At 64.3% G+C, this 16585-nt stretch carries 17 protein-coding genes, 2 tRNA genes and 1 pseudogene; 5 read left to right on the forward strand and 15 right to left on the reverse strand.

Annotated elements, in window-relative coordinates:
- Positions 1 to 16: 16 nt before the first annotated feature.
- The 4 genes from THITHI_RS0108105 to THITHI_RS0108120 form a co-directional block, all read right to left on the reverse strand.
- A complete protein-coding gene (locus THITHI_RS0108105) occupies positions 17 to 1114 on the reverse strand; it encodes a PA0069 family radical SAM protein (protein ID WP_018232581.1) in 1098 nt (365 codons plus the stop codon).
- Complete coding sequence (locus tag THITHI_RS0108110; RefSeq protein WP_018232582.1) at positions 1111 to 1971, reverse strand: isoaspartyl peptidase/L-asparaginase family protein; 861 nt, start codon at positions 1969 to 1971, stop codon at positions 1111 to 1113. The genes THITHI_RS0108105 and THITHI_RS0108110 overlap by 4 nt, the downstream gene beginning before the upstream one ends.
- A gap of 56 nt (positions 1972 to 2027) precedes the next feature.
- Positions 2028 to 2399 (reverse strand): DnaJ family domain-containing protein, encoded by a 372-nt coding sequence (locus THITHI_RS0108115; RefSeq protein ID WP_018232583.1) that lies wholly within the window; start codon positions 2397 to 2399, stop codon positions 2028 to 2030.
- A gap of 94 nt (positions 2400 to 2493) precedes the next feature.
- Positions 2494 to 2715, reverse strand: a complete 222-nt coding sequence (locus THITHI_RS0108120) for a hypothetical protein (RefSeq protein WP_018232584.1) — start codon at positions 2713 to 2715, stop codon at positions 2494 to 2496.
- 383 nt (positions 2716 to 3098) lie between these two features.
- Between THITHI_RS0108120 and THITHI_RS21190 the strand changes: the two genes are divergently transcribed.
- The 5 genes and pseudogenes from THITHI_RS21190 to THITHI_RS20795 all read left to right on the forward strand — a co-directional run bounded on the left by THITHI_RS21190 (position 3099) and on the right by THITHI_RS20795 (position 8485).
- Positions 3099 to 3503, forward strand: coding sequence for a DUF488 family protein, N3 subclade (locus THITHI_RS21190; protein WP_083908682.1), 405 nt, complete (start codon positions 3099 to 3101; stop codon positions 3501 to 3503).
- Between the two features lie 129 nt (positions 3504 to 3632).
- On the forward strand, positions 3633 to 4850 hold the full coding sequence (locus THITHI_RS0108125) for an IS256 family transposase (protein ID WP_018231858.1): 1218 nt from the start codon (positions 3633 to 3635) through the stop codon (positions 4848 to 4850).
- Positions 4851 to 5098: 248 nt separating this feature from the next.
- Positions 5099 to 5600 (forward strand): annotated as a pseudogene (locus THITHI_RS21000) (transposase); the annotation flags it as partial.
- Positions 5601 to 6205: 605 nt separating this feature from the next.
- Entirely contained in the window at positions 6206 to 7894 is a 1689-nt protein-coding gene (locus tag THITHI_RS18695) for a sulfurtransferase (protein WP_198005591.1), read from the forward strand.
- 453 nt (positions 7895 to 8347) lie between these two features.
- Positions 8348 to 8485: a hypothetical protein gene (locus THITHI_RS20795; protein ID WP_198005653.1), complete on the forward strand. Its 138-nt coding sequence runs from the start codon at positions 8348 to 8350 to the stop codon at positions 8483 to 8485.
- Here the strand turns inward: THITHI_RS20795 and THITHI_RS21090 are convergent.
- From THITHI_RS21090 to THITHI_RS0108190, 11 genes are all read right to left on the reverse strand, one after another.
- A complete protein-coding gene (locus THITHI_RS21090) occupies positions 8446 to 8787 on the reverse strand; it encodes a helix-turn-helix domain-containing protein (RefSeq protein WP_332252144.1) in 342 nt (113 codons plus the stop codon). The genes THITHI_RS20795 and THITHI_RS21090 overlap by 40 nt on opposite strands.
- Positions 8727 to 8888 (reverse strand): Arm DNA-binding domain-containing protein, encoded by a 162-nt coding sequence (locus THITHI_RS21010; RefSeq protein ID WP_083908683.1) that lies wholly within the window; start codon positions 8886 to 8888, stop codon positions 8727 to 8729. Before THITHI_RS21010 ends, THITHI_RS21090 begins: the two co-directional genes overlap by 61 nt.
- 175 nt (positions 8889 to 9063) lie before the next feature.
- Positions 9064 to 9140, reverse strand: a tRNA-Met gene (locus THITHI_RS0108150).
- 111 nt (positions 9141 to 9251) lie between these two features.
- On the reverse strand, positions 9252 to 10343 hold the full coding sequence (gene ychF, locus THITHI_RS0108155) for a redox-regulated ATPase YchF (RefSeq protein WP_018232589.1): 1092 nt from the start codon (positions 10341 to 10343) through the stop codon (positions 9252 to 9254).
- 105 nt (positions 10344 to 10448) lie between these two features.
- Entirely contained in the window at positions 10449 to 11030 is a 582-nt protein-coding gene (gene pth, locus THITHI_RS0108160) for an aminoacyl-tRNA hydrolase (protein ID WP_018232590.1), read from the reverse strand.
- Between the two features lie 13 nt (positions 11031 to 11043).
- The gene (locus THITHI_RS0108165) at positions 11044 to 11694 is read right to left on the reverse strand and encodes a 50S ribosomal protein L25/general stress protein Ctc (RefSeq protein WP_018232591.1); all 651 of its coding nucleotides are present in this window, start codon (positions 11692 to 11694) and stop codon (positions 11044 to 11046) included.
- A 278-nt stretch (positions 11695 to 11972) separates the two neighbouring features.
- Positions 11973 to 12911 (reverse strand): ribose-phosphate diphosphokinase, encoded by a 939-nt coding sequence (locus THITHI_RS0108170; RefSeq protein WP_018232592.1) that lies wholly within the window; start codon positions 12909 to 12911, stop codon positions 11973 to 11975.
- Between the two features lie 264 nt (positions 12912 to 13175).
- A tRNA-Gln gene (locus tag THITHI_RS0108175) sits at positions 13176 to 13250 on the reverse strand.
- Positions 13251 to 13261: 11 nt separating this feature from the next.
- Positions 13262 to 14137 (reverse strand): 4-(cytidine 5'-diphospho)-2-C-methyl-D-erythritol kinase, encoded by an 876-nt coding sequence (gene ispE, locus THITHI_RS0108180; RefSeq protein ID WP_018232593.1) that lies wholly within the window; start codon positions 14135 to 14137, stop codon positions 13262 to 13264.
- The gene (gene lolB, locus THITHI_RS0108185) at positions 14134 to 14781 is read right to left on the reverse strand and encodes a lipoprotein insertase outer membrane protein LolB (RefSeq protein ID WP_018232594.1); all 648 of its coding nucleotides are present in this window, start codon (positions 14779 to 14781) and stop codon (positions 14134 to 14136) included. The genes ispE and lolB overlap by 4 nt, the downstream gene beginning before the upstream one ends.
- The gene (locus tag THITHI_RS0108190) at positions 14778 to 16442 is read right to left on the reverse strand and encodes a tetratricopeptide repeat protein (protein WP_232199400.1); all 1665 of its coding nucleotides are present in this window, start codon (positions 16440 to 16442) and stop codon (positions 14778 to 14780) included. The genes lolB and THITHI_RS0108190 overlap by 4 nt, the downstream gene beginning before the upstream one ends.
- Positions 16443 to 16585: the final 143 nt, after the last annotated feature.

Genomic DNA, 16585 nt, shown 5'->3' on the forward strand with positions numbered 1-16585 from the left:
CGACCATTACCTGCCATCAAAACAGATCCATCTGCCCGTCTCTCGACGACTTGCGGGGCGGCGTGAATCGGCCCGTGTCCAACGCCGGCATCCGGTCGGCGAGCCCCGCCCGGCGCCGGGCGAGCCGGAATCGCTGGCGCAGCAGTTGCGCATAGGGACCGTCTCCGGTCATGCGCTTGCCGAAACGGGCATCGTAGAGTCGGCCGCCGTGGCTGTCGCGAAGGCGGGAGAGCACATGTCCGGCCCTGAGGGGCTCGTGGGTGCGCAGCCACGACTCGAAGATCGGAGCCACCTCCCCGGGCAGGCGCAGCAGGACATAGCCCGCTGCCACTGCACCGGCCCCGGCGCCGGCCTGCAGCAGGTCCTCGGTTTCCGCATCCGTAAGCACTGGAATGAGCGGCGCCACCAGCAGGCTCACGGGGACGCCCGCGTCGGTCAGCCGTCGAATGGTCTCGATCCGGCGCTGCGGGGCCGCCGCCCGGGGCTCCATGCGTCGGGCCAGTCCCCGATCCAGTGTGGTGACGGATACCGCCACCTGGGCCAGTCCAGCCTGCGCCATGGGGGCCAGCAGGTCCAGGTCCCGCTCCACCAGGGAGGACTTGGTGACGATGGTGACCGGATGATGCGTCTCGTGGAGCACCTCCAGGAGTTCGCGCGTAATGCGCAGGCGCCTTTCCAGCGGCTGGTAGGCGTCGGTGTTGATGCCGAGTGCGATGGGGCGGCACACATACCCCGGCCCGGCCAACTCCTCGCGCAGGCGTGCCGCGGCCCCCGCCTTGGCAAACAGTTGTGTCTCGAAATCGAGCCCCGGGGAAAGCCCCATGTAGGCATGGGTCGGGCGGGCGAAACAGTACGCGCAGCCATGCTCGCAGCCCCGGTAGGGATTGATGGACAGTTCGAAGGGGACATCCGGCGAGTGGTTGCCGGAGATGACGCTGCGCGCGCGCTCCATGGTCACCCGGGTGCGCACGGGCGGGGCGTCCGCGTCGTCCCGGCGCCAGCCGTCGTCCACGGGTTCGCTGTGCGTGGACTCGTAACGGGCGAACGGCCGAATAGTGGCGCCACGGCCGCGAACCGCCCGGTCTGCGCTGGTCGGCCGGTGGTCGCCGCTCACAGGCCGCGGCTCACACGGCCGTCACCCCGGCCGTCGATGCGACAGAACGCCATGTGGGGCGCGTTGTGCACGACCGCGCTCTCGCCCCGGGGATCCAGCAGGATCAGGCCCGCCTCGGCGCCGGTATGTCGGGCGAGCCAGCGCAGGGCCTGATCCGCCGCCTGACGGGGGCCCGCCGCCGGCGACAGGCAGGACAGGGCGCGCAGCGCCAGCCCGGCACGCATGATGGCCTCGCCGCGGCCCGTGCAGGAGACCGCGCCCCGCTCGTCCGCATACGTGCCGCAACCGATGAGCGCTGAGTCCCCCACGCGGCCCGGCGGTTTGCCGAACACCCCGCCGGTGGAGGTGGCCGCCGCCAGCCGCCCGAGCTCGTCCAGCGCCACACACCCCACAGTCTCGTGGGCGTCCTGCCAACGGGCCCGCTGGCGGTCCGTGACGTGGCTGTCCGGGTCCACGGCCTCGAGGCCCTGTTCCCTGGCGAAGTCCTCGGCGGCGGGTCCCACCCGAAGGACGGTCTCGCCCTGGTCCAGGATCAGGCGTGCCAGCTGCACCGGGTTGCGCACCGTGGAGACGGCACCCACCGCGCCGGCAGCGAGCCCCGAACCCTCCATGATGGAGGCATCCATCTCCACGCGGCCCCGCGCGTTGAGCACCGAGCCGGTGCCCGCATTGAACCGGGGATCGTCCTCCAGGACCATCACGGCCACCTGCACCGCGTCCAGGGCACTGCCCCCGTCACGCAGGACCATCCACCCCCGGCGGGCGGCCGCCTCGCAGCCCGCCAGCACATCCTCGTGTTCGGCCTCCGGATGGCGGCCCGCGCCGCCGTGGACGATCAGCACGGGCGCAGTCTGCATCGCTCACCCACCCCCGCTTTTCGGCGCCGTTGCGCCCGCGGTCACACGGCACGACCTCATCGGCGTGTCTCCATGCGCACACACAGCGCCTCGAAATAACCGGACTCGGCCATGAGGTTTACGTGGGTGCCGCTGCGGCTCAGGCGTTCGAGCAGCAGGCGCAGCCGGCGGGCGTGACTGGCACGGACGGCCTCGTCGTGCGCCGCTCGCAGCAGATCCTCAGCCTCACGGATCCCGCCGCGCAGGCGCAGTTCGTCCGGCAGGTAGCCGGCATTCTTCAACAGCCGATGGGCGGTTCGCAGTGTCTCGGGCACCAGCGGATCGTCGTCCGGCGGCAGGGGCCGCCCCGCCCCGGGCAGATCATCCATCTCACCGCGGGCGGTGGCCTGCGCCACCCGCGCCTCCACCAGTTGATCAATCAGCCACACCCGCACACTCCCGCCATGCTTCTGGCTTCATCGCTGTTCGTGGGCGCCGGGCAGGCCGTATCCGGGCCACAACCGACCCCGAGTCGTTCATCCTTCATCCTTGGCCTCGTGCATTCCCTTCCACCTTCTCCAGCACCTGGCTGATCACGTCGCCCCGGCGGTAGTAGGGGGGCGGATGCTGCATCTCCTCGAACGCCCGATCTCGGGCTTCGGCGGATTCGAACCAGCGGTACTGCTCCCAGCCGTCACCCAGCAGGTGCGGGGCGCGCATGGGATCGCCTTCGGGCAGGGTGATGCGAATGCCGTAGCGTTTCATGGTCACTGAGATCTCCGGGTTCCGGTGGCGTCATTATAGGCGTTCACGCCGCCGGGCAAAGCCGGGGGGATCATGAAGGGATTATTGGCCACAGAGGGCACAGAGGGCACAGAGGAAAGAGAATGCGAGCAACACGCCCGGAATGGGCCATCCGCACGATCGGGATCCAGAGTGCGCTTCAGACCTTCCCTCTGTGTCCTCTGTGATCTCTGTGGCAAGAAAAGATCCATCCAGGCACAGACGGCAAGACCAGTCTCTGAACTACGGGTGCCACCAAACATGCCACTTAATGAATTGTTTTCAAACAGGTAATGTATATTCGATATTCTTGATACCCCCAATGTTACCCCCTGCATCCGATCGTACCTAAGCGGTAATTGGTCATGGTAATCAGAGTTGCATCACCGCTTTTTACCACCACTGCTTCTACCTCGTCCTATTGCTGTGCGGCTGCCTTGGAGCATTCGGGGCTCAGGTACGTCCATATGGTGGGACTCGGCTGCCCCAAGCCGATCCGCGACCAACACCGGCGGGACGGAGACTGGGTGCGCTATACAAGTGGGTATCTGAAACACCTGAAAGGCCAGGATACTGCCATCGCCCGATTGGCGGATTTTGCCGCATCCTCCAACTGCGCCCTTATGTGTTATGAGGCCGACCACAACGACTGCCACCGTTCCATGGTCGCGCACGCGTTGGCCCGGCGCTCGAGCACCGGGATCAAGCACATCCGGGCGTCGGGCGTCAAAACAGGGTGTGCTGCCCCCCGTCGTGTGGCGTGCGCATAGGCGGATAGATCAGGCTGACGATTAACCACTGATCCTGGAATCGATGCTGGTGCCTCATGAGGGGGACTGTAATTAAATCTGTGTAACTGCTTGTTTCTGTTTATGGTAGCTGAAACGGGAGGCAAGCAGATGCAAGAACAAGAGAAGAAGGAGTTGGCGGCGCGCCTGGCCAAGGGGATCAAGACGGAGAAGGATCTCAGTGATTTCAGCGCTGAGCTGATGAAGCTGGTGGTGGAAACCGCGCTGGGCGCGGAGATGGAGGCGCACCTGGGCTATGCCAAGCACGACCCGGCTGGGCACCACAGCGGCAACAGTCGCAACGGATTCAGCCGCAAGACGCTCAAGGGCAGTCACGGGGAGGTCGAGATTGCCACGCCCCGGGATCGCAACGGCAGCTTCGAGCCGCGGCTGGTGGGCAAGGGCCAGACGCGGCTGACACAGTTTGATGATCAGATCCTGGCGCTCTATGCCCGGGGCATGAGCACGCGCGACATTGTCTCGGCCTTTGAGCAGATGTACGGGGCGCAAGTGTCTGCGAACCTGGTCTCGCGGGTCACCGAGGCGGTGATCGAGCAGGTTGAGGCCTGGCAGAACCGGGTGCTCGACGAGGTCTATCCCATTGTTTTTCTGGATTGTGTGGTGCTCAAGGTGCGCCAGGACCGGCGCATGGTGAATAAATCGATGTACCTGGCGCTGGGCATCAACACCGAGGGCGAGAAGGAGTTGCTGGGGCTGTGGCTGGCCGAAACCGAGGGGGCGAAGTTCTGGCTCTCGGTGCTCACCGAGCTTCAGAACCGGGGGGTCAAGGAGATCTTCATCGCCTGCGTGGACGGGCTGAGCGGCTTCCCCGATGCCATCGAGGCGGCCTTCCCCCATGCGCGGGTGCAGCTGTGCATGGTGCACATGGTGAGAAACAGCGTGCGCTACGTCTCCTGGAAGGAGCGCAAGGCGGTGTGCCGGGACCTGCGCCAGATCTACCACAGCGCGAGCGCCGAGCAGGCCGAGGCGCAGCTTGCTGCCTTTGAGGCCGTCTGGGGCGAGCGCTATCCCAGCATTGGGCCGATCTGGCGCCGGCACTGGGCACAGGTGATCCCGCTGTTTGATTATCCGCCCGAGATCCGCAAGGTGACCTACACCACCAACGCCATCGAATCGCTCAACAGCGTCATCCGCAAGGCCACCAAGAACCGGCGTGTCTTCCCCAGCGATGCCTCGGCGATGAAGGTGGTATTCTTGGCCGTGCAGAGCGCCTCAAAGCGCTGGACCCGGCCCATCCAGAACTGGAAGGCCGCCATGCATCGATTCGAAATCGAACATGGCGAGCGAATCCGGGCCACTCAGGGATAGGCAGTTACACAAAAAGAATTACAGACTCTCATGAGGAACATCATTTCCCGATTCCGCATTTGCACCTCCAGCTTCTCCCTGAAAGGCTTTTCCCAGTCGTCGTGGTAGCTGCTTTTGCAGTCCCAGAAAAGCGCACCCGCCTCCCAATCCACTATCTTGTGGAGGTACTCCTTCTCTCCCTCAGGGGTCTCACAGACATAGCGGTAACAAGAATCGAATGGCATTTTACGTAGCTTCGCCGCCTGTTTCTGGATCTGTCGGCAATCCTGGAGTGCTATACCGAAGGGCGTGGGTTTCCGCCGTATGACCCGACCATGATGACGGCCTTGCTGCTGTATGCCTACTGCTAGTGTCGTGTCTCGTGCCGCATTGCCAGGGCCTGCGAGGAGCGGGTGGTTTTCATGGCCGTCACGGCGATACAGAAGCCGGATCTTCGCACGCTCAGCGACATTCGCAAGCGCCACCCAGTGGCGCTGAAGGGGCTGTTTGTACAAGTGCTGCGGCTGTGCCAGCAGGCGTGGCTGGTCAAGCTCGGCCATGTGGCTCTGGAAGGGACCAAGATCCGGGCCAACGCCGGCAAGCACAAGGCGATGCGCTACGGGCGGATGAAGAAGGGCGAACCGGAGTTGGCCGTTGAGGTCGAGCGTTGGCTGCGTGAGGACCAAGTCTACTGGGCGAGCTGTCGCGGCGATGAACTGCCCCAAATGGGTCGCCAACAACCAAGAGCGCCTGGAAAAGATCCGCGCGGCCGGCATCAGAGGGCAGGAACTTGCCGGTGCATGTCGAACAGGAGTTCGAGGATTACCTCAAGTGCGGCCGCCGCGAACATGGATACCTGCGCGTGCGCTGTGACGGTTGCCCTCCAGAATATCTGGTGGCGTTCAGCCGCTGGCCCCGCGGCTTGCGGCTGTGTTTGATTCCTCTCTTGCGCTTTGCAGCGTGCGGGTGGTCGCATCTACGCACGACGGCCCGTTCATTTTTGCGCGGTTTCAAGGCTCCAATCGGTGTCACGTTCACCGTTATGCAGGCACTTTGGCCCAATTGCAGAATCCCGAATCCCTCCGGGAGCCTTGCGATATGCAATGCTGCCGTCGTCATGCATTTTGCCTAATAACATGATTCCCAGCTCTTTTTCTGCCTGGCACGCGACATGCCTGCTCGGTTTCCCTGTGCGCCGCGCTTCATGAAGGGAACTCCGCATAGAAGGAAGCGCCGCATAGCCCGGCAACGCAACACCAAACACAACGGGCGTGATAGATCCATCAGCACATTGGTCAAGGTGTGGGGCATGCGGTGGACGCCAAGTACCCTGGCGCAACCTACACCCGGACAGCCAGAAAAGGGGGAACCATGTTATGAAGTACCGAACAACAAACTTTAATTCATTCAGGACTCACGGACCGGCGGCGATTATCGCCGCATTGGGCTTGGCATTGGCGGGTTGTGGCGGCGGAAGCTCAAGCGGCGGCACTGATATGGACAGCAGCATCCAACCCAACACGCCGCTGCAGATCGCCCAGGAATCGGCTGAAAACTACAATGACAATGAGAACGGTGTAATCACTGGTGAGACACTGAGTCGGTGGCTGAATGACTGGGAAAATGAACGTCCTCAGGGAGTCACCGGCCGTCTGGTCATCCTGCAACAAGGTGAGGGCCCGGAAGGAGTGGAATACATCAGGAGCGATGCATCCGATGTCTATACGTACGCGCTAAGCGCCAGCGAGCTTCGCATGGATCGCAGCAACGGCGTGATTGTCACGCGCACCATCGTAGGCGACGGCCCTACCATGGACGCGCTCTTTGAAAAGTACGCCATTGATCCACGTGAGGACATGATCGTTTGCGCGCGGGGCAGTGGGGGAAGCCCGAACAACCAGGGCCGTTGCTGGTACACCCTGCGTTACTGGGGTGTTCCCGCGAGGAATCTGGCCTTCCTGAACGGATCCTACGACTGGCAGGTCGATCCGGGCAATCCCTACCCGATGCTGGCTACGGATTTCTCCACCTCGCCCGCCACGCCACCCGGGAACGGCACCGTCAGTGTCCGGGACATGCCGGAGGACAACTTCGCGCTGATAGCCACCATAGAGGACATCATGGCCATTGCCACCCCGAGTCCGCAGAACGACACGGGCGATGGGGTTCTGGTATGGGACGCCCGGGGGCTCAATCAGTATTCTGCGGGAGAGGCGCATGAGTTGGGACAGTATGGCTGCGCCCAAGCCTATTGCGGAGCCGTTGACGACTACATGGCTACGTTTCAAAACAACGCCACGCGCCAGGGGCACCCGCATGGAACGCTGCAGCTCCAGTTCACACGGATGCTGGTCGCGGAGGAGGGTAACCGTTTCAGGGACAAAGCCGAACTGGCCGCTTACATACATGGCGAGACCGATGCCAACGGGTTGGGGTTCGTGGATTACACCTACCAGCCCGTGGGGGTTGGAAATGCATATCAGCCCGGTGACACGGTCTATGTGTACTGCGAGACCACCCAGCGCGCGCAGACCACCGGTTTAGTATCGGTTGCGATCCTTGGGATTCCCACGCGCTACTACGATGGTGCGATGGTGGAATGGAACTCTCTGTCCCACATTGTGGCCGAGAATGGTCTGCCGATTTTGCCTCACGATTCACAGTGGCGCACCGATCTGGATGACATTTCTTTCTTCCGTGCGTCAAATGATCCGTCGAAGATTGCTCAGCGCGATATAGTTGACCCGTACGCGGAGCGAAGCAACGCGCACCTTGTTGAAGACCAAGCCTATAAGTATGACGACGGATCTGACGGGGATACCGGCGGGGATACCGGCGGGGATACCGGCGGAGATACCGGCGGAGATACCGGCGGGGATACCGGCGGAGATACCGGCGGGGATACCGGCGGGGATACCGGCGGGGATACCGGCGGAGATACCGGCGGAGATACCGGCGGGGATACCGGCGGAGATACCGGCGGAGATACCGGCGGGGATACCGGTGGGGATACCGGTGGGGATACCGGTGGCGGCGTAGAGCCGCCCGCCAATCCGTGCGGTTGACGTGAGGCAAAGCGACCGGCAACCGGAGCCCGCCTTGTGCGGGCTCCTTTTTTGGTCCTTTGGGACTTCAAGACGAGGCGGATTACGGCTTTGACCCCTTGATATCCGCAAGTGGTCGAGCTTTGGAGCGAACGCCAGGGCTGCCCGGGCCCACTGCTCTCACCGTACCCCTTTACACCGAACTATGAGCCCGTCCGAGTAATAGTTGATAGCATTGCATACGATCTGCGAGGCATATGAGAGTCGCTCGATGCCCCGACCTACGCCTCATGGCTCAATCAGGTTGACCGTCGGTTCGGCCTGATCACCCAACAGGCGCACTCCGCTCATACCTGCTGGAGGGTACTTGGGTTATACCCCGATTTCACGGGCACACCATCAACACGCTGTTGAGAAACCCTCGGGTGGTGCCACGCTGCGGTGGAAAGCGGCACGGAATGCTCATGCACTCACATGCGCACCGCGGTTTTTCGCGGCTTTCCGCCTTGCCTGGCATCCGCCGGCGACTTCTTCAACAACCTGCTGGGCGCGGCGTACCCGGCGTCAATCCGCTATCCGCTCGCACGTTCCATCGTGAGCTTTAACCGCTGACCAGTGGCTTCGGCGTAGCGGTGCAGGCTTCTCAGGTTCGGGATGGTCCGCCCGCCTTCCATGCGTGCAACCACGGACTGCGTGGTGCCCATGCGTTCGGCCACCTCGCCCTGGGTGAGACCGGCGCGGGTACGGGCCTCGATCAGTGTATTGACGATCTCGAACTTAGGGCCGAGCCGTCGGCCAGCAGCTTCCGCGCCTCGTCCCGGCCTTCTCGGGCCTCCTTGAGGCCTACATCGGGTTAGACGCCAAGGGATAGCGGCTTTTCCTTGCGGGCGTAGCGGTACTTGAGGCACCACCACTTGCCGCCTGATGGGGTGACCCGCAGGAACAGCCCCCTCTCGTCGTCTATCTTGTAGGGCTTCGCCTTGGCGTTGCGGATCGCCGACTCTGTGAGTGCCATCGGTTCTCTCCCCCAGAAATTACTCCCGGCCAACCGAGGATTACCCCCCACAATTGCCCCCGATTACCCTCGGGTGTCAACGGACGCCTCTGGACGAAGCTGGACAGAAAAGCCAATAAAAAAGCCCGCTTAGGCGGGCTCCGTGGACTTCTCTGGACTTGCTCAGACGAGTTAATGGTGGCTACGGGTGGACTTGAACCACCGACCTCAGCATTATGAGTGCCGCGCTCTAACCAGCTGAGCTACGTAGCCGCATTGCGGAAAGGGCGGAATTTTGGCCCGCCCCCCCGTTCCTGTCAAGGCAGCGGGCTGATCACGCGGCCTTTTCTTGCCTCTTGTATCCGGCCACTTGTCTCTGCGCCCTTATACATTGAACCGGAAGTGGACCACGTCCCCTTCTTTCATCACGTACTCCTTGCCCTCCAGGCGCCATTTGCCGGCATCCCTGGCCCCCTGCTCGCCCTTGCAGGCGATGAAATCGTCGTAGGCAACCACCTCGGCGCGGATGAAGCCCTTCTCGAAGTCGGTGTGGATCACGCCCGCGGCCCGGGGTGCGGTCGCGCCGCGCTTGACGGTCCAGGCGCGCACCTCCTTGTCGCCGGCGGTAAAGAAGGTCTGCAGGCCCAGCAGGTCGTAGGCGGCACGGATCACCCGGTTGAGTCCCGGTTCGTCGAATCCCATCTCTGCCAGGAACTCTGCCTTCTCGTCGTCCGCCAACTGGGCGATCTCCGCCTCGATGGCGGCGCACACGGGCACCACCTGGGCGTTCTCGGCGACGGCGTACTCCCGCACCCGCTCCAGCAGCGGATTGCCCTCGAAGCCGTCCTCGTTGACGTTGGCGATGTACATGGCGGGCTTGGCGGTGATCAACTGAAGTTCCCGCAGCAGCACACGTTCGTCCTCGTTCAGATCCGCGGCCCGGGCGGCCCTGCCTTCGGCGAGCACGGCCTGCACCTTCTCGGCCACGGCCTTGCGTGCGATGGCCTCCTTGTCCCCGGACTTGGCGGTGCGGGTCAGCCGGGTGAGGGCCTTTTCCGTGGTCTCCAGATCGGCCAGCGCCAGTTCGGTATTGATGACCTCGATGTCGGAAATGGGGTCCACCCGGCCGGCCACGTGCACCACGTCGTCGTTCTCGAAGCAACGCACCACGTGGGCCACGGCATCTGTCTCACGGATATGTGCCAGAAACTGGTTGCCCAGACCCTCTCCCTGGGACGCACCGGCCACCAGCCCGGCAATGTCCACGAATTCCATGGCGGTGGGGATCACCTTCTCCGGCCTGACGATGGCCGCCAGCGCATCCAGCCGCGGATCCGGCACCGGCACCACGCCCACATTGGGATCGATGGTGCAGAAGGGATAGTTCTCCGCCTGGATACCCGCGCGGGTCAGGGCGTTGAACAGGGTGGACTTCCCTACATTGGGAAGCCCGACAATTCCACATTTCAGAGACATAAGGAAAGCGCCAGATACAGGTTGAAAGAGGCCAGTGCCAGGACGGAGACAAGGATACGCCGCGGTCCCAGGTGAGGCCCGCTCTTTTATCCTGAATCCTGTCTCTTATTTCGAATGAAGTTGATGCATTGCCCGTTCGAGTTCGCCGGCCACCACCTCGGGCATCACGGCAAGCGCCCGGTCGATGGACTCGCGGATGCCTGCCTCTTCGTCCCGTGAGGGGCGATGCAGCACGTAATCCACCACTTCGTCCTTGTAGCCGGGATGACCCACGCCGATGCGCAGGCGCAGGAAGTCCCTGCCCAGGTGGGCCATGATGTCCCGCAGTCCGTTGTGACCGCCGTGGCCGCCGCCGCGTTTGAGGCGCACCTCTCCCGGCGGCAGATCGATCTCGTCGTGCACCACCAGGATTGCCTCCACGGGGATCCTGTAGAAACCGGCCAGCAGCTTGAGCGACTGGCCGCTGCGGTTCATGAAGGTCTGGGGCTTGAGCAGCCGGGTCTCCCGTCCGTCCAGAACGATGCGGGCCACCTCGCCGGCGAACCTGTTCTCAAGCCGCAAGTCCGCGCCATGCTGCCGCGCCAGGGCGTCCACAAACCAAAACCCGGCGTTGTGCCGGGTCTCGGTGTATCGGGGGCCGGGATTTCCCAGCCCCGCCACGAGTTGAACGGGGATCTGACCCGCCACGGTGAAGCCTCCGTCAGGAGGCCTCCGCTTCCTCGCCGCCCTCCGCGGCCTCGCCGCCGGCCTCTTCCTCTTCCACGGCAGCGCCGCGCGGCTTGAGGATGCTCACCACCGGCAGGTCGTGGTCGGGGCCATGGGACAGGGCCACGATGCTCACACCTTCCGGGAGATCGATCTCCGACAGGTGCAGGGAATCGCCCACCTTGAGGTTCGCCACGTCCACCGAGAGGAACTCCGGCAGGTTCCTGGGCAGGCATTCCACTTCCACTTCCACCATCTGGTGGCTCACCATGCCCCCGCCGGTCTTCACGCCGACACAGGTGTCTTCGTTGACGAAGTGCAGGGGCACGTGCACCCGGATGGCCTGATCCTCACTCACCCGCAGCAGGTCAATGTGCAGGATAAAAGGCTTGCAGGGATGGCGCTGCACGTCGCGCAGGATCGCCTTCTCCGTCCTTCCCTCCATCTGGACGCTGAGAACATGGGAGTAGAAGGCCTCATGCTCCAGGCTGAGCTTCACCGCATTGTGATCCAGGGTGATGCTCTGCGGATCCTTGCCGGCCCCGTAGAGGATGGCGGGCAGCTTGCCGGCGCGGCGCAGGCGGCGGCTCGCACCCTTGCCCTGGTCCGCACGCGGTTCTGCCTGCAGTTCGAAAGTCATGCTCATGATGTTTCTCCAGTCAAACGACAAAAAACCCGTCCCGCGACCAGGACAGGCGGTTTGGAAGGGGGAAGTGTGAATTTGGAAGTGGGAATGAAACGACCCTCACCCCAGCCCTCTCCCTGAGGGAGAGGGTGAAAAGCCACTGTACCGCCTTGGTCCCCTCCCCCTGAGGGGGAGGGCCAGGGAGGGGTGGTTTCACTTCGTACTTCCCGATTCACCCTTCCTACTTGAATTCTCACTTCCCAATTCGCACTTCCCACTTCCCACTTCCCACTTCCGGGTCAGTCGATGAACAGCGAACTCACCGACTCTTCCCGGTTGATGCGCCGGATGGTCTCGGCCAGCATGCCGGCCACCGTCAGCTGGCGTATCTTCCCGCAGGCCCGGGCCTCCGGGCGCAGCGGAATGGTATCGGTCACCACCAGTTCATCCAGGCCCGACTTCTCGATATTGGAGATCGCCGGACCCGAGAGTACCGCATGGGTGGCGTAGGCCATCACCTTCGCGGCACCGTGGTCCTTCAATGCTCGTGCCGCCTCGCAGAGCGTGCCTGCCGTATCCACCAGGTCGTCGATGATCACGCAGCTCTTGCCCTGCACATCGCCAATGATGTGCATCACGCGCGCCTCGTTGGCCTTCGGCCTGCGCTTGTCGATGATCGCCAGTTCCGCATCATCCAGGCGCTTGGCCATGGCCCGGGCACGCACCACGCCGCCCACGTCCGGCGACACCACGATCAGGTTCGGGTGCTTCTGGCGCCAGATGTCACCCAGCAGGATCGGCGAGGCGTAGACGTTGTCCACGGGCAGGTTGAAAAAACCCTGCACCTGATCCGCATGCACATCCACGGTCAGGACCCGGTCGGTGCCCACGGCCTCGAGCATGTTGGCCACCACCTTGGCGGAGATGGGCACCCGCGCCGAGCGTACCCGGCGGTCCTGGCGGGCATAGCCAAAATACGGGATCACCGTGGTGATCCGCCCCGCCGACGCGCGGCGCAGGGCATCCACCATGATGAGCAGTTCCATCAGGTTGTCGTTGGTGGGCGCGCAGGTGGACTGCAGGATGAACACGTCGCGGCCGCGCACGTTCTCCAGAATCTCCACCTGGATCTCGCCGTCGCTGAAACGGCCCGCGATCGCCTTGCCCAGGGGGATGTTGAGGTTGTTCACCACATCCTGCGCAAGTTGCGGGTTCGCATTGCCCGCAAAGATCATCATCCTGCTTAAATCCGCCACGGTAACCCTTGATGACATTTTCGCTTGCCTCCCTCACGCCAGTGCCATCGGCGCAGGGCAGTGCTTTCAATTGGCTGGGCCGGCAGGATTACGCCGGGCGTCCTGCCCGGCGCCCCTGCGGGGCCAGCGCTCCGCGGGCGCTGTTCCGAAACGCTCCCGGCGTTTCGGTCGAACCTCTTACGGTTCAAATCCTGCCGGCTTGCCTCCCACACACCGATGCCACTGATGGGCGGAAGTGTCTCTATCTGGCTGGGCCGGCAGGATTCGAACCTGCGAATGCCGGGATCAAAACCCGGTGCCTTACCACTTGGCGACGGCCCAAGAAATCCCGGTCACGACCCGGGGTTCCGGGCCTCGGCCCGGTCCCGCCGATCCAGCAGGGGCGAACGGTTGAGCCCCCGGGCCACGAAGCCCCGCCACGGCGCCGGAAGCCGATCCAGCAGCTTCCCGGCATCGTCGGGCCCCGGCATCTCGGCGAAAAAGCATGCGCCGGTGCCGGTCAGTCGCGCATGACCCGCGGCCTGCTCAAGCCAGGCCATGGCCCGATCCAGTTCCGGATACCGGGCACGCGCCAGCGGCTCGAAAATGTTGACACCCCTGCCGGAAAGAAAGTCGGCTATTGTGATTGGCGGGCAGTTTCGTGTCAATTCCGGGGCCGAGAACAGCGCGGCCGTGGACACCGGCACACCCGGGTCGATCACCAGGAACCAGGACTCTGCCAGATCCATCGGCGTGAGCAGCTCGCCCACCCCTTCCGCCCAGGCGGCCCAGCCCCGTACGAACACCGGCACGTCGGCACCCAGCGCCAGACCCATGGCCGCCAGCCGGTCCGTGCCCAGGCGGAGGTCCCACAGGTGATCAAGGGCCACCAGGGTAGTGGCCGCGTCGGAACTGCCGCCCCCCAGTCCGCCGCCCATGGGCAGGCACTTGTGGACGCGGATCGCCACGCCTGCGCCGCAGCCCGTACCGGCCTTGAGATGCCGGGCGGCGCGCACGACCAGGTCCTGTTCGGGCGCCACCCCGGGCAGTGGCGCCTCGAGACGGACCTCGTCGGAGCTCAGGGGCAGGAAGTCCAGGGTGTCGCCCACCGAGAGCGGCTGAAAGACGGTCTGAAGCAGGTGATAGCCGTCAGCGCGGCGGCCGGTGACATGCAGGAACAGGTTGAGCTTGCCCGGCGCAGGCCAGCCGGTGCTCCAATCCTCGCTCACGGCTCAACGTCCCACTGGTCCACGAGCACCCGCACCCGGATGTCCTCATAGCGGAGTTCGAGACGGTCCGGCAACGCCGGACCCGGGGAATTCCTGTAGCGCTGAAACGCCACGGTCCAGCCGGACTGCGTCAGTTCCGCCAGCCGCCCGGCCCCGTCCAGCTGCGGGATATAGGGCAACCCCGGGGCGGGCAGCCCCATCACCCAGTAGCGCATGCCGCTCACCGGCAGACGCCAACCCAAGGCCTCGATCACCACCCGGTCCACGTCATCCGCCTCGAACTGTTCGCCGTCCGGCGCCCGCAGCCGCACCCACCCCTCATCGCCCTGGACACGTCCCGCATCCCTGCCGAAGGGGCCGAACAGGCGGATATCGTAGGCATCGCCCGCCTGCCGCCAGCGCACGTTGGTGTGCCACTGCTGACCGTCGGCGTCCAGTGCCAGGCGACCGGTCATCGTCCAGGGATCCAGGGTCTGAACCCGGGCCTGGTGGCGCTTAAATGCGTCCGTCGGGTCATCCACCACGGGCGCGGGCGGGCGGACGGCGCACGAGGACAGCACCAGCATGAGCAGTATCACGCCACCCCCCGGTGCCAACCGGCCGGGCCGGAAGCCGTCTGCCATGAAGAGGATGAACCGCTTCACCGTCCGATGCGGTCCTTGAGACGCAACAGACGGTCGTGGTCCGGATCTTTGGACAGGGCGTCACCCAGCACATCCCAGGCCTCTTCCCGGTGCCCCTGGGCCCACAGCAGGGCGGCCAGGTTGCTGGCGATCTCGGGGTCGTACATCTTCTCGTAGGCGCGGCGCAGAAAGGGCTCGGCCTCGTCGTAGCGGCCCATTCGGTAGAGCACCCAACCCATGCTGTCGAGAATGGCCGCGTCATCGGGCCGCAGCTCGTGGGCACGGGTGATGTACTCGTAGGCCTCGTCCAGCCGGTCCGTGCGATCCGCCAGCGTGTAGCCCAGGGCGTTGAGGGCGGCGGAATTGTCGGGATCCCGGTTCAGGATGGTGCGCAGATCGGACTCCAGCATGTCCAGGCGATCCATCCGCTCGGCAATCAGCGCGCGGGCATAAAGCAGATCGTTGGAGTCCGGTTGTTCAAGCAACGCCTGATTCAGCAGGTCCATGGCACGCTCGTACTCGGAGGCCTCCCTGAGCACCTGGGATTCGGTCAGATACAGGCGCATGCGCCATTCCGGCTCGTCGGCATCGCGCCTGAGGTCCCGGAGCAGGCGCAACGCCTCGTCCACATCCCCCGAACGCCCCATGATCATGGCCTTGCGAAGGCGCGCCTCCTCGAAATGCTCACCGTCACCCACACCCCTGTAGCGACGCAGCGCCTCCTCGGTACGGCCGTCGGTCTCGGCAATTCGGCCCAGATAGAAATTGGCGTCGTTGCTGCGTTGGCCGGTGGCCAGCAGTCGCTCCAGATAGGACTCCGCGTCCTCATATTGCTCCACCTCGATACTGAGCAGGCCCAGTGTATAGAGCAGATCCACATCGTCCGGACGCATGGAGATCAGGCGCTCGAATGTCTGGCGGGCGGCATCATAATCCCGGGCCTGTATCAGCATGCGCCCATAGGCCAGACCCAACTGCCCGTGCTCCGGGTTGGCGGCCACGGCCTCGCGAAGGATCCCGAGCGCCCCATCCAGGTCGCCCTGCCGGGCCGCTGCCTGGGCATACAGCACCCGGGCATCGTGCAGGTCGGCATCCAGATCCAGGGCACGGCGCGCGGCCTCCCCGGCCTGTTCCGGCCGTTCCATGTGAAGGGCCAGCCGTGCCAATGCCAACTGGGCGGCCGCCGATTCCGGGTACCGCTCGACAAGCCCCTGCATGGCGGATACCGCGGCGTCGGGGTTCGGGGAGCGCGACAGCAGATTGCCGACGGCCCCGAAGGCGGCGGATTCCCCGGTGACCGAGGCGCGCACCACGTGATGAAGGGCCTCGACGGCCTCCTCCACCTGACCCGCGTTGACCAGCAACGCCGCCAGCACCTGGCGGCCCTCCATGTTGCCTGGGGCCAGAAAGATCCAGCGCTGCGCCGCCGCCAGGGCCTGCTCCCGCTGATTGGCGAACAGGGCGATGCGCGTTGCCCGTTCGGCCACGGCCGGATCCCGGCTGGCCATGGCCGCCGACACGTAGTGATCCACCGCCACTTCCAGCTCACCCATGTGGCCGGCGATCTCACCCACGAGCAGCTGGTACAACAGGTCACCTTCCGGGTCATCCTCTCCCGTGGGCAGCGGCGCGACGCCCTGCTGTGCGGCCGGCATCGGTCCGCCGTTGCCGAAATCGTTCATCGCGGGCCGCTGTGCGCAGGCAGCGAAAATGGCAGCGGTCAGGAGGAGAATGATAAATCGAAGATTACGCATTGATGTCTTCCGTGCGGAGTGAGGACAGAGCGCAGGCTGCGGGGGAGTGCACCTCGCAACTATAAACCTTT

It is taken from the genome of Thioalkalivibrio thiocyanodenitrificans ARhD 1 (genome assembly GCF_000378965.1).
GTDB lineage: Bacteria > Pseudomonadota > Gammaproteobacteria > Ectothiorhodospirales > Ectothiorhodospiraceae > Thioalkalivibrio_A > Thioalkalivibrio_A thiocyanodenitrificans.

Bases quoted from the DNA above. Each gene is read 5' to 3' on its own strand.
- THITHI_RS0108110 (WP_018232582.1), bottom strand. From the start codon at position 1,971: ATGCAGACTGCGCCCGTGCTGATCGTCCACGGCGGCGCGGGCCGCCAT.
- THITHI_RS0108120 (WP_018232584.1), bottom strand. From the start codon at position 2,715: ATGAAACGCTACGGCATTCGCATCACCCTGCCCGAAGGCGATCCCATG.
- THITHI_RS21190 (WP_083908682.1), top strand. From the start codon at position 3,099: ATGGTAATCAGAGTTGCATCACCGCTTTTTACCACCACTGCTTCTACC.
- THITHI_RS0108125 (WP_018231858.1), top strand. From the start codon at position 3,633: ATGCAAGAACAAGAGAAGAAGGAGTTGGCGGCGCGCCTGGCCAAGGGG.
- THITHI_RS18695 (WP_198005591.1), top strand. From the start codon at position 6,206: ATGAAGTACCGAACAACAAACTTTAATTCATTCAGGACTCACGGACCG.
- THITHI_RS20795 (WP_198005653.1), top strand. From the start codon at position 8,348: ATGCGCACCGCGGTTTTTCGCGGCTTTCCGCCTTGCCTGGCATCCGCC.
- THITHI_RS21010 (WP_083908683.1), bottom strand. From the start codon at position 8,888: ATGGCACTCACAGAGTCGGCGATCCGCAACGCCAAGGCGAAGCCCTAC.
- ychF (WP_018232589.1), bottom strand. From the start codon at position 10,343: ATGTCTCTGAAATGTGGAATTGTCGGGCTTCCCAATGTAGGGAAGTCC.
- THITHI_RS0108165 (WP_018232591.1), bottom strand. From the start codon at position 11,694: ATGAGCATGACTTTCGAACTGCAGGCAGAACCGCGTGCGGACCAGGGC.
- THITHI_RS0108170 (WP_018232592.1), bottom strand. From the start codon at position 12,911: ATGATGATCTTTGCGGGCAATGCGAACCCGCAACTTGCGCAGGATGTG.
- THITHI_RS0108190 (WP_232199400.1), bottom strand. From the start codon at position 16,442: ATGAACGATTTCGGCAACGGCGGACCGATGCCGGCCGCACAGCAGGGC.